At 45.7% G+C, this 13,354-nt stretch carries 9 protein-coding genes; 3 read left to right on the top strand and 6 right to left on the bottom strand.

Translation table 11 applies throughout. The features are described 5' to 3' along the window. Window positions 1–296 precede the first annotated feature (296 nt). A complete protein-coding gene (locus GTH32_RS03540) occupies window positions 297–2,504 on the top strand; it encodes a TonB-dependent receptor (protein WP_163083860.1) in 2,208 nt (735 codons plus the stop codon). A 95-nt stretch (window positions 2,505–2,599) separates the two neighbouring features. On the opposite strand, the gene GTH32_RS03535 is transcribed toward GTH32_RS03540, so the two are convergent. The 6 genes from GTH32_RS03535 to GTH32_RS03510 form a co-directional block, all read right to left on the bottom strand. Then, on the bottom strand, window positions 2,600–3,601 hold the full coding sequence (locus GTH32_RS03535) for a hypothetical protein (protein WP_163083859.1): 1,002 nt from the start codon (window positions 3,599–3,601) through the stop codon (window positions 2,600–2,602). Between the two features lie 369 nt (window positions 3,602–3,970). Continuing rightward, window positions 3,971–5,392, bottom strand: coding sequence for an MFS transporter (locus tag GTH32_RS03530; RefSeq protein ID WP_246223128.1), 1,422 nt, complete (start codon window positions 5,390–5,392; stop codon window positions 3,971–3,973). Next, entirely contained in the window at window positions 5,379–5,960 is a 582-nt protein-coding gene (locus GTH32_RS03525) for a BON domain-containing protein (protein WP_163083858.1), read from the bottom strand. The genes GTH32_RS03530 and GTH32_RS03525 overlap by 14 nt, the downstream gene beginning before the upstream one ends. Window positions 5,961–5,971: 11 nt before the next feature. Continuing rightward, window positions 5,972–6,568, bottom strand: a complete 597-nt coding sequence (locus GTH32_RS03520; protein ID WP_163083857.1) for a phosphoheptose isomerase — start codon at window positions 6,566–6,568, stop codon at window positions 5,972–5,974. A 158-nt stretch (window positions 6,569–6,726) separates the two neighbouring features. Further along, entirely contained in the window at window positions 6,727–7,068 is a 342-nt protein-coding gene (locus GTH32_RS03515) for a YraN family protein (RefSeq protein ID WP_163083856.1), read from the bottom strand. Between the two features lie 7 nt (window positions 7,069–7,075). Then, a complete protein-coding gene (locus tag GTH32_RS03510) occupies window positions 7,076–9,013 on the bottom strand; it encodes a penicillin-binding protein activator (protein ID WP_163083855.1) in 1,938 nt (645 codons plus the stop codon). A 128-nt stretch (window positions 9,014–9,141) separates the two neighbouring features. Between GTH32_RS03510 and rsmI the strand changes: the two genes are divergently transcribed. Together rsmI and GTH32_RS03500 are read left to right on the top strand one after the other, a co-directional pair. After that, window positions 9,142–9,978, top strand: a complete 837-nt coding sequence (gene rsmI / locus GTH32_RS03505) for a 16S rRNA (cytidine(1402)-2'-O)-methyltransferase (protein WP_163083854.1) — start codon at window positions 9,142–9,144, stop codon at window positions 9,976–9,978. Between the two features lie 84 nt (window positions 9,979–10,062). Beyond that, complete coding sequence (locus GTH32_RS03500; RefSeq protein ID WP_163083853.1) at window positions 10,063–13,326, top strand: diguanylate cyclase; 3,264 nt, start codon at window positions 10,063–10,065, stop codon at window positions 13,324–13,326. Window positions 13,327–13,354 lie beyond the last annotated feature (28 nt).

The following is a 13,354-nucleotide window of genomic DNA, read 5'->3' as shown; positions in this document are numbered from 1 at the left end:
AATAAATATCTATGCTAATTAGTACCTTGTCAGTATTATAGCTTTCCAGTCTTCAGGCTCAAAGATTACTTAAGAGTAGATGAAGGCTGGTATTTTTGTTCATAAAGCAGGGACGTGGTGATATTTAGCTTTAAGAACATGGAGTATTTGTCAGCCTCTTAGCCAGTTCGGCAAGCCATTAGTCGTAATGGCGTTCTATTCTTGAGTTTATTGGGTTTTAAGGTTCCATAGAAGAATCTGAAGCAGCCTAAAAATACAATAATTTTACACCTAACACTCACGTAAAGAGGTTATACATGATCACCAATACTGATGTGTCTAAGACACTTGCCAGTAGGCTCTCCCCTGTGGCACTAGCAGTAGCCCTCACTGTTCCCGTTTTCTCAAACCCTGTTATTGCTCAAGACGCTGACGCAGCTGAAGAACAAAAGTTTGAAGCTATTACCGTTACTGCGACTAAACGCCCGCAAGTTATCTATGAAGTTCCCATTGCTATTAGTGCATTTGATGGCGATAAACTTGCTGAACAAGGCATTAGCGACCTTACCGATGTAGGTAAATTTGTACCTAACTTGAATGTAACAGGCTTTTCTGCCGGTCATACTTCTTCTGTTAACCCGTTTATTCGTGGTATTGGTCTGCAAGACCACCTTATCACCACAGACCCAGGTGTAAGCGTGTATGTTGATGGCGTTTACCTAGGCCGCCAAGTTGGCCAAAACTGGAGTTTAAATAATATAGAGCGTATTGAAGTGCTTCGTGGTCCCCAGGGGACTTTGTACGGACGTAACTCTATTGGTGGTGCTATCAACATTATTACCAAAGAGCCAGATCAAGGTGATTTAACGAAAGTTAACATTGAATTTGGTACGCGAGGCCGCGTTAAAGCAGATTTGTTTGTTAATCATGGTTTAACAGACACGCTGTCTTTCAATATGAATATGGCGTTTAATAAACGTGATGGCTTAGGCGAGTTTATTAATGTGCCTGACGCTGAGTATGATGTGGGCGAAACCGAAGATGTGTCGGGTCGTTTATCCGTTAAATGGGAACCATCGAATGACTTTCGTATGGTACTGACTGCCGATGGCAATAATGGTGACGGTGGCCTGCGCCCTTACACTGTGCTAATTGATGAATTGCAATCTGAGCGTTATTACGGCGGGGATAACCCGTTAGGTGTTGCGCTGCAAAATACGGATGTGACGCCAGAAGGCTACGACATTTACGACAACGCAACCAGTGAAGAAGCCGTTACCGGCGTGTCTAACGAAGCTCGCGGTTTAGCACTTACCACAGAATGGGACATGAACGATGACTATACGCTGAAGTTAGTTGCAAGCACCCGTTCTTCAAAATATAAAGCGGGTTTAGATGACGATGGCACTATTTACAGCCTGGATCACTATCCTGAGCGTGGTGAAGCAGATCAAACCTCTATAGAGCTTCAGTTAAATGGTTACATTAATGAATACACCGACTTTGTTGCCGGTTTGTATTATTTTAATGAAGAAGGCAAAAATCGTCAGGGCGAGGATTCTAGCTACAATACATGGTCCAATTTATTGGAACTTGACCAGGAAACGACATCAAAAGCGGTGTATGTGAATGTGCGCCGAGACTTGACTGACGAGCTTAGCCTATCTGGTGGCCTGCGTTATACCGAAGATGAGAAAGATGCGTCAGCCAGTGTTTCAGAAGCAATAGGTACGGTTTATTCAAGCGATAACTGGGATGAAGTTACGTGGGAAATTGCCTCTAATTACACCTTTGAAAATGGCATGACAGGTTACGCGACAATTCAGTCAGGCTACCAGTCTGGTCAGTATCCTGCGAGACCTTACTGTTTGTTTGGTGACATTGAATGTTTCGTTGCCTCAGACAATATCACTGCGGTTAACTACGAAGTCGGGATTAAAGGACGAGTAAATGAATATTTTGACGTCAGCGTAGCAGTATTCAATACAGACTTTGATGACTTACCGTATCAGGTGAGTAAAGTGACCGAAAATGGGTTTGAAACCGATAACCAAATTGTTACGCAAACCTCTCGTGGTATTGAGCTAGACACTACCTTTAACTACGGTAACTTTAGCATGATGGCGAGTATTGGCTATATGGATGTGGATGTAGAGGAGCAGGAAGGCTACAAGCCAGTGGCGCCTCTAACGCCTGACCTAACGCTTGCTATCGGTCCATCTTACACCTTCGACCTTGAAGGCGGCGATTCTATCCGCGTACGCGCGGATTACTCTTACCGTTCAGACATGTATGGTGAGCCATCATCGTTGTCAAGCCGTCAGACAGAGCTAGATAGTCGTGAGCTAGTGAATGTAGATATTGCCTACACGCCGGCAGATGACGCTTATACGGTGGCACTCTATGGCCGCAATATTTTTGACGAGCGTTATGATAATGCCCGCTTAAATACCGGTGACTACATTATTCAAGTGCTTAGCAATGATGCTAGCGAATTTGGCGTGAGATTTACCACTGAATTTTAGATAGAGATGGCGCTACGTTAATTCAATTACCTATAAGCCGGTCACATTGACCGGCTTTTTTACAAACGTAAATAGCAAACAGGAAATCAAACGCTTTAGCTTTTACGTGCAATAACGAGTTTACGGTTTGAGAACGCAACCCCTAATAACGCAAGTGCAAATAAACTTACCGTTGTTGGTGTCGAAACCGCCACACTATTGTCGACTGCGGCCAACTGTGAGTAAGAGTGACCTAAGGTAATATCGCCTGCTAACGTCCCAGATAGTAACCCATTTGTTGGTAAGCCAAAGCTACTAATATCTACAGCATCAAAGCTTAGTCTAAGCGCATTTACCGTTAAGTCACATAGCGTGTTAGTACAACTCCCTGTTTGCTCGTTAAGGATTAGGTTTAAGCCTACAATACCACCCACGTTGAGGGCTTCAAAATTGGGTGACGTGCTTAGTCCACCGTTAACATCGGTTATAAGACCAAAGTCACTAGGGCCAAGTATAATTAACGGTGTGCCAAATAAAGTAATGGCCAAATCTGCGATATAGGAGCTTCCAGTACTAGATAGGCTGCCGTAGTCTCCAGAGACTGTTGAGGTTGAGTTTAGCGCAGAGGCAGAAATGCTTACAGCGGTACCTGGCATAGCAATGCCTATAGGCGGTGCTAGCAACGTATTAAGTATATCTAACGTGAGTCCGGTAGCGGTGCTGTTACCCGATGCGTCGCGAGACCCTGTTGTGCCATCAACATTGCTAGAGGCGGTTGCTTCCAGTACCGCTGCGTCTGACGGGGAAGCGAGACTTACCGATAATGTCGGCGCCACGGTGACTTGAGTACCTAGCCCAAGATCACTGCCTAGTATTGAGTTTGTGTTGTTAAACGGGGAAGGCGCTATACCAGAGGCACCGGTAGGTGCTAAAACATCTACAGATAGGTTAACTCCAGGTATATCTAAACTTAGGTCAATACCCAAAGCATAGGCATCTGCTTCGCTAGAGACTACAGTGGCATTCGCTGTAGTCGCCGTAAGTAGTATTGAGGTGAGTAACACACTCGCGAAAGGGCGAGCACTAAATAAATTGGCGTTGGCTTGTTTTTTATTCATACAAATAACCTAATAATAATTTTCCGCCCTCAGTGCTACTTAGCGTGGCAGAAGTGGGGTTTTGTTTTTTCTTTGGTGTAATACCATCACTGAAATAGCACCTACCATGCCAAAATTGTTAAATTATTGTTTATAGAGAGGATAGTTGGAGCGGTGAAAAAGCATTTATTGGGAGATGTAAAAGGCGTAGACAGAGAAGGGCGTTATTTTTAAACCCTTCGGATAATATACTTTAGTGAAGTTAGTGTTTACTATCAATGTTGTCCATATACTAAAGGATATTGGACTAAAGTTTATATTTTTAAAACAAGGTAATGGTGAACGCGTAACGGTGGTGAAGCATTAACGTACAGCGTTGAAATAACCAAGCTAGGCTTCTTTTTTTGCCTGTTTTCTAAGGCGCTTATTAAGCACTGCATCACCATCTTTTTTTGACAACATAAGACTATCGGCAATACTCACCAGCGCTAATAAAGCCATAAATAGCAAGGCAATAGTGAAGGTGTTTAGCGATGGCGATTCAGCCGGCGTGCCCAATATAAGTGAGGCGCCGGCTATAGCTAGTGCTGATAGGGTAATACCAAGGCCTCTGTTCATTTGCATTAATATGGCGCTTAACGTATTGGCATCGCGCATTTTATGGGTAGGGACATCGGCGAATGCGATAGTGTTTAAGAGAGTAAGGTGCATTGAGCGAGTAACGCCGTTTATAAACAAAAGGCTAGCTACTGCGACTCTTGAAGTATCAGGGTTAACAAAGGCTAATGCTACAAAGCCCAAAGAAATTAATATGCCGTTAACTACCAGTACCCGCTTGAACCCAAATGCGTTCATTATCCACGTGGTAGCGGGTTTTATGGCTAAGTTACCTGCAAATAGCCACAACAACAACGACCCTGCTTCTACCGGAGTGTATCCCATACCCAGTTGTAACATTAGCGGCACGAGAAATGGTGCGCTACCTAGGGCAATACGTACTACAGAGCCACCGTAAACGCCTAACCGAAAGGTGCGGTGCTGCATCGCGTCGAAGGAAAATAGCGGGTTTGGCGCTTTGAGTACATGAAGAACGGCAAAAATCATTAATAATAGCCCGAGACCAATGATCCCTAAGCTGGTGGCCACGGCATCGGTGTTACCGGCTAAATATTCAATACCTGCCATAAAGCTGGCAAAGCCAATGCCGGTAAGTAGAAAGCCTTTCACATCAAATTTGCCCACCGGTGCTTTGGTATTTTTAAGTAATCGCATAGAGGCTACAACCGCTATTAGGCCCAGCGGAACATTCATAAAAAATATCCATTGCCAACTAAAATGGGTGGCAATGTAACCGCCGAGTACAGGCCCAAGCAAAGGCGCGCTTAATGCCGGCCAGGTAATAATGGCAACAGTTTTAACGAGCTTTTCTTTTGGTAAGTCGCGCAATACCACTAACCGGCCTACCGGGACCATCATAGCGCCGCCCACTCCTTGCAGTATGCGGGCTAACGTAAACTCTATAAGGCTAGTACTTATACCGCAAAGCACAGAGGCGAAGGTGAAAATGATAATTGCGCTTATAAAGATAGTTTGCGCACCAAACTTATCAGCAATGAACCCACTTAAGGGAATAAATAGGGTAACTGCAACCAGGTAAGCTGAAACACCAATAGAAAGGTGAGCAGCAGGCACGCTAAAATCACGGGCAATAACAGGGATTGCCGTGGTGATAACAGTAGCATCCAGTATTTCCATGAACAGCGCCCCTGCAACTAACAGGGCGGTGGCCACGTCGCGGCTAAATGATTTCAAACGCACGCACCACACGAGCCACGCCTGTAATATTGCGAGCAATATCAACGGCAGTAGTGGCTTCAAGGTTAGTGAGTTGGCCCATTAAGAATACTTCTGAGTCTTGTACTATCACTTTAATTTGAAGTGCAGGCACTCTCTCATCAGCAATAATTTTCGCGCGTACTTTTGACGCAAGCCAAATATCATTGGCTTGCGTGCCCGCCCCAATGGGCTCAGCAATACGAATTTGATTGTGAATTTTTTTAATATAGCTAACACTTTGAGCGCGCTCTACGGCTTCATCAATTAGCGCCTGCGAAGGCGCCTGACCGGTAAGTAGCAATACACGGTTATAGACATCTGCCTGTAGATTAGTTTGCGCTTTTAACGCATCACTTTTCGCCCATTGGTAGGCCACTGCTCTGCCCGCATTCTGATCGTCGAGCTGAGTTCCCACAGTGCGCCGGTCATTAGCTACCTTCGCTGCCATTGCGCCGGCGGCGCCAAAGGCAGCAACACACCCTTGAAGTTGCATAACCACAAGGAGCGAAACAATACATACACTTAGTTTTTTAAACACAGTCATGCTCTGGCTATCTAGTCTTCACCGTGGTCGGCTGGAAATAAACTATCATCAATGCATTCACACAGGTTGTGAATAACCAATAAATGAACTTCCTGAATTCGGGCGGTACGATTAGAGGGAACGCGAATTTCAACGTCGTGCTCGCTAAGAAAACCGGCCATTTCGCCGCCATCTTTCCCCGTCAACGCAACGATAGTCATGTCGCGCGATAACGCTGCTTCCATGGCCGCGGTGACATTACGTGAATTCCCACTGGTTGAAATTGCCAATAGGATATCGCCGGGTTGACCGAGGGCGCGCACCTGCTTTGCGAAAATTTCATCATAGCTGTAGTCATTAGCGATAGAGGTAATCGTTGAAGTATCAGTGCTTAGAGCGATAGCAGGCAGGCTAGGGCGATCCCGTTCATAGCGGTTTAACATTTCTGAGGAGAAATGTTGGGCATCACCAGCAGAGCCGCCATTTCCACAACTCAAAATCTTGTTGCCTCTAATAAGCGCTTCCACCATCATTCCCGCGGCTTTCTCTATCGACTCAGGCAAAATCTCGGACGCAGCAATTTTGGTTTGAATACTTTCGGTAAAATTCGCTTTAATTTGTTCAATCATACTTCTTTTTTCTCTTATTAAATTGCCCTATGACAAAGGTGTAAATTACCTTGCTCTGCGGCAATTAGAACGGATGGCGCTTATACATCACTTTGTTCTATGGGTGGTATTCATTTCAATGGTTCCCGTGTACTTAACCTCGCTAAACGGTGGCAAGGTTAACCAATGTTTTTTAACCATTGAATCGTGCTTCCATCAATCGCGACAACATCGATGCGTAGAGATGTCGACGCGGGGTTAAGGTTATTATCTAACAAATAAACACTAAACGCAGCTTGAATTCGCTGTAGTTTTTTGGCGGTAACAAATTCTACAGCGTGGCCAAACTGTCGCGATTTTCTATACTTTACTTCAACACAAACCAGGGTTTGGCCATCTTCCATTACTATATCTAATTCGCCCCGACGGGTTCGGTAATTTCGACAACAAAGAGATAAGCCTTGTTCCTCTAAATATTCAACAGCCCTTTCTTCAGCAGCGTTTCCCTGGTTAGTCGACATCGAAGCTTTACTCCGTGAGCATTTGCACTCGTTCGTTTCTGATCACCGCCTGTGGTAAATGGCGGGTGACCTCACCTTTTTCAGATAGGCGTAAATCGCCTGTAAGGCCATGAAATTCTAGGTAAGGTAGTACCGTGAGTATGCCTAATTGAGGCAGAAGGTTGTATGCATCCACGCCGAATGCGAACAACCGATTCTGCATCGTTGTGCGGGTTGGCCAGACCGCTTTCGTTTCTTCGGCTAAACGAGGCCACTGATGGCTAGGCATCATCCAAGGCATGTCAATAAACCGCACGTTTTGCAAATCTCGCCACTGGTTTTTGCCACTATCGTAGTCCATAGAGCGTGAAGTAGCGTACACAGGAACCTGTTTGCCATCGTAAGGGTTTAAACTGGCTTCGATAATAGGGTTAAGGAGTTCGGTGTCCTGAGGCGAAGCAAACCCAACGATAGCATCGATGTCTCTACGGCTGCGGGGCATGTTATACACATCCTCATTCACCATGTATTCAATTTGATTTATACGCTGGTTACTTTGCGCAACATCTAGTGCTTGGGTTATGCCTTCCCGTAGCGATGCACTATCGTTAAACGTTACCGTAGTGACATGGGCCTTGGTGCCACGTTGTCTATGTAATTGATACCAACGATCTTTAAAGGCATCGTGCATTCGAGTATAAAGACTACTTTGTGAGGCTACGACAATAGGTGCACGCAGTCCTTTCTCGAAAATGAACTGGGCCAGTTGCTCAGCTTCATCTTCGGGAGCTAATGCAAAATAACGTACTTCGGTAAGGGCGGTGGTTTCAAGTTCAGACACAACCGCCTTTGAGGCTCCCTTTAGCGGGGAATTTACTTGAACGGAAGATGAAGCAATCTCTTCCTCCACTCTGTTTAACGCCAGCATGTTTACGCCTGTTGGCAATAGCGGAACCAAGTCTTCCACTGTTTCTTTTAATAAAGGACCCACCATAAATTTGGCTTCACCTAATGCTTCAATTAACGCTTCAGGCGATTTGCCCACTGTATCTATAAAGCGCAACGCCGGTAAGCTATCAGTGTCTTGTTGTGTACTTAGTTGCTGGTAATAGGCCGACATCATGCCATCTTTCACGGCTTCGCCAGTGCTTGCTAAACGCCCGCTTAAGGGAAGGAGCACAGCCACTTCTTTTAATGCGGGCGCGCTAATTTGCTTGGCTTTCTCTATGTCTTCAGGTAAATAGGTGGCAAGCATATGGCCTGGGTAAGACAGCTGAAACTGGCGTATACCTTGGCGCAGTTGAGCAGCAGATTCGGCATATTGTTTAGTTAAGTTTCTTAATGCAATAAACGGGCGTAACGCAGGGAACTGTTTGTCCGCCTTCAATAACGCCTGATCGTCAAGTTGCTTTATCCAACTCCATGCTTGGTCAACTTTGTCTTTTTCACTCTGCGTAGTGTTAAGTACACTGTTAGCGGCATCTGCCCACATCCCCTGCTTTGCAAATAGGCGGGTTTGAATTTCCGCTTGCTTAGCCGTTGAGGTACTAAGGCCTTCTAATAATGCATGCAACTTTACTGGGTCGGCATTATCGTTATTGATATAAGCCTCAGCGAGTAACAGTGCGAAGCGATCGTGTAACCTAGGCTCAATTCCGTCTTGTTTAAGCTCGAGTAAAACCTGTTGCGCAAGCAAGATGTCATCCTGATCAAGGTAAAGCGCAGTGGCATCAAGTAACAAAGTATCTCTTGATAGTTTATCTCTACGTTGTTGCCATACTTTTTTCGCCTCAAGCAATTTATGCTCTGGCGTCACCTGCGTTTCCATTTGCTTTTTAATGGGAGGACGATTTTCTTGCGTAGATTGCGCCACTTTTTCAGGCGTACTTGAGCAGCCCGCTATGAGTAGAGCACTGCCTAAAGCAAGGGGGATAAATCGTTTATTCAGGTGTCCAATGTGACGCACAGTTTCATTCCTTTTACGACGTTAAGACACAAGTTTATCTTAACCACTATTAAAATCTACGTTTGCACGCAAAAACTGGCCCATTGGCGTGGTACAATTTGTCTATTAGACGATACCTATGTGAATTTATGACCGATATTGCAACCTTGTATATAGTGCCAACACCTATTGGCAACTTGGATGATATTAGCGCTAGAGCTATCGAGGTGTTAACACGCGTAGCCTGGATTGCTGCTGAAGATACTCGTCACAGTGCGCGACTGTTGCAACACTTCAGTATCAGCACGCGCACCTTGTCGTTACATGATCATAACGAAGACAAGCGTACCACCATGCTTTGCCATCGATTGAAAGGTGGCGAGTCGGTGGCACTAATAAGCGACGCGGGCACGCCCCTTATCAGCGATCCTGGGTTTGTCTTAGTACGAAAATGCCGTGAAGAAGGCATTCCGGTTATTGCTTTACCGGGGCCCTGTGCCGCCATTACTGCGCTTAGCGCATCGGGGTTACCTACCGATAGGTTTATATTCGAAGGTTTTCTTCCGGTAAAAACCCAGGCGCGGGACAATCAACTTACTCTGCTGAAATCTCGTACCTGCACTAGCGTGTTTTATGAAGCACCGCGAAGAATAGTAAATACGGTGAAAGACATAGCGCGAGTATTAGGTGAACGCCATATTGTGATCGCAAAAGAGTTAACCAAAACGTTCGAAACCTATGTGAGTGGCACGCCAAGTAAAGTGTTGGCCTACTTTGAAGAAGATCCCGCCCATCAAAAAGGCGAGTTTGTGGTGATGGTTTCACCTGCGCAAATTGATGTAACTGCTATCCCGCCTCAAGCACTTTCGTTATTAAGCAGTTTGTGTGAACACATGCCGCTGAAGAAAGCGGCAGCGGTGGTGGCGGAACATTATCAACTGAAAAAAAATGCGCTTTATCAAGCCGGACTCGATGCAAAGAGTTAGAGAGCTTGCACAATATTTACTCTAACAGCATTATATGTGCTTTTAATGCCCTCCTTAGTTGTATAAAAGGCCTGTTTTTGTCGCATGAAATGTGTAGTTAAGCTTGCGTTATCTTTGTTACTTCCCTTGCTCTTTATTTGGCCCTTTTCTTCGTTCGCGCAGCCGAGCGAAGCGTGGGGGTGGCACGATACTGCATTTATTAACTACACCTATTCTGACGGTCTCCCTCGAGGCAGAATCACTAATATTGAGCAAGATAGCGCAGGTTTTTTCTGGCTAGTTACCCACGAAGGTCTTTACCGCTTCGACGGTTACCACTTTGAGCATATCCCTCTTCAAAGGGGGATGGATGCGCTGAGTATTTATGCGCTTGCCAAAGCGCGTAGTGGCAAATTCATCTTATCAACATCAATTGGGTTGCTTGATTTCGACCCATTTGAACGGCGCTGGTCAACACTACCTTGGGGCAAGGCTGAATTTAAAAACGTTGCCCTTATTGGCGTATCGCAAGCCAATGACGATATTTGGTTTAGTCATGCACAAGGTTTAGGACGGCTAACTTCTGTGGATCCCCATGTGGAGGTCTACATGACAGGTGCTAAGCAAACATATCCTTCGCTTCGGTTTTTTGCTAACTATACCGACGGGCAGGGGACTACTTGGTTGGCCACCAGCCATGGCTTATTCTTTAAAACTGCACATCAACCAAACTTTGAGCAACTTGATTTATCTCGCTACATCGACGGAGAGCAAAGAATATCGGCGATTACGGCATTGAGTAACGGAGACCTGTGGGTGGCGACGCCTCATCAGGGCGTTGTTGCAATTACAGCAAAGCATGAGGTGCTCGATGTTGCTATCGAGGGGTTTGAAGGCGAGTGGATATTCTCCATGGATGAGATATCTAACGGCGTAGTGTGGTTGGGTACCTTTGGACAAGGCGTCATTGAAGTTAACGCCCATACTGGTGAAACCAGACGGATAACCCACAACCGTCTCAATGATACAAGTTTGGTAAATGATGAAATTTGGCGAATAACCCCCTCTCGCGATGGTTTAGTATGGTTAGCCACAAGTAACGGCGTAAGCGTGTTTAACCCCAATCAAATTATGATGAAAAGCCTATTGGGGGATATAGGAAGAAAAAATGGTCTCATGGGCATTGATGTGACATCTATTTCTTCTGCCAATAAGCGCGATGTCTGGTTTGGGTATAGGCTAGCAGGGGTAGATATTGCGAATAACAAAAGAGGGATTGCTACGCACATCCCAAGCAGCGCAAAAGAAGATGTCTTGCCCCCCGGTGCTATAGAAGCACTTAGTATCTCCCAAGATAACAGAGGTTATATCGGCACAACTAAAGGGGTATACACCTTCCATAACGGCCGTCTTCAGCGCTTATCTACCTTATATAGAGATAACAAAGCGTATACGGGGGCCTTGCTGCTAAGCGATAGCACGCTGTGGGCAGGGGGAACCGACGGTCTTTGGCAGTTTTCACTATTAAACGATGGTTATACCCTTACCTCTGAGAAGCATATAAGTAGTGCGCTGACCGACCTAAAAATTGCTACGCTTGCGAAGTGGGGGGAAGGCGGCGTTATTGTAGGCACTTGGAATGGTATTAATTGGGTAAATGCCAGTGGTGAGGTGGTTTATCAGGTGTCTGAGGTGAACCTAGGTAACACACGCGTCCCCTTGGGCTTTGTATCTAGCTTATTGATTGATGCTCAACAGCGTTTATGGATAGGCACCGAAGGACAGGGCCTATTTGTCACAGAGCCTCTAATGCTGCCACAAGAACCTCCCGCCGGTATGGAAAATGCTGACGTAAGCAAACGTGGGTTATTTCCTCAATCCTTCATTCGCATAACTGAAAAAGAAGGGCTACCTGATAACATTATTAGGGGGTTAGAAGAGGACGCCTTAGGCAAAATTTGGGTGAGCTCGTCAGAGGGGATCAGCGCGGTGGATAACGCCTCCCTTCACCCTACAGCAATTATGCGTAGTGATATTCGCCTGTCGGCGCCATATTCCCGCAACGCAACCGCTTCAACGACTGGAGGGGTACTCGTGTTTGGGGGCGTAGGCGGTGTCACCGTGATTGATACCACAAAAGAGATTGAGCAACACAGTCAAAAGTCGGTGTTGTTTACCACCAGTAAGATTGGCACACGTACATTTACTTCTCCTATAGCTGGAAAAAGCCCTGCCTCTGCGCTAACCGTGCCTGCGTCAGACAACAAAGTTTCTATTTCTTTTACCAGCTTGGATTATGTTGATGCTCAAAGTAGGCGCTATCGATACCGACTAAAGGGGTTTGAACAACAGTGGAACGTAGCCAACGCCAATAATAGAGTTGCAAGCTATACCCGCTTAGCGCCCGGCGACTATCGCTTTGAGGTGCAATCAAGCCTTAAAGGAAAGGCCTGGGATGGCGCCCCCAGTGTCATGCATTTACGTGTTGAGCCTTACTGGTATCAGACATGGTGGGCGCAATTCGCCTTTGTTTTAGCAGGCATTGCTACCATAGTAGGGCTTGTTTTTGTTCGTACCCTTCATTTGAAAAGACGAGAAGCCTATTTGGTAAAACAGGTAAACTCACGAACAAGGAGCCTAGAAGAAACTGCTCAGCGATTAAAAGAAAAGTCTGAACAGTTGCTAAAGTTAAGCCATATCGACCCGCTTACCCAAACCTATAACCGACGTTTTATTGATGACGCAATGAAAAAAGATAGCCAATTGGCTATTAGACGCTATCAAGATAGTACAAGTTCGCAGCCTCTCCCAGACAGCGACATAATGCTTTTTTTGATTGATATAGATCATTTTAAAAAAGTGAATGATGAATACGGCCATCATGCAGGCGATAAGGTGTTGGTGGAAATAGCAAAAAGGCTTACCTCAGTGGCGCGGGATACCGATTACGTCGTGCGCTGGGGCGGGGAAGAGTTTTTGCTAGTCATGCGTCACGCCAGCCGCCAGCAAAGTCATCTGGTGGCGGCACGATTGCGTGCGGCAGTGGCGAGTTCACCTGTGAGCATTGATGATGACACCCATATTCCTATCACGTGTACTATAGGCAGTGTGCCCTTTCCTTTGAATATTCATGCTCCTGGCGCAATACCTTGGGATGAGGTGCTTAAAGTAGCCGATAACGCACTATACGTTGGCAAAGCAGCAGGAAGAGATACCTGGATAGACGTCGCCATGGATGTCCAATATGCTAATGCCACAAACATGTTCGGTGAGAGTGGGCCGGCGCTTCGCATGCTTAATCTTAGAAGTAATCGTAATGAGAACATACTGCGTCAACTTTGGCTGGTTACCCATCACGATTTTGACTAATAAGGCGATCTTTGTGTTAAGCACCTAA

Source organism: Alteromonas profundi, from assembly GCF_010500865.1.
Taxonomy (GTDB): domain Bacteria; phylum Pseudomonadota; class Gammaproteobacteria; order Enterobacterales; family Alteromonadaceae; genus Alteromonas; species Alteromonas profundi.
This window is presented reverse-complemented; position numbering and strand designations above follow the sequence as displayed.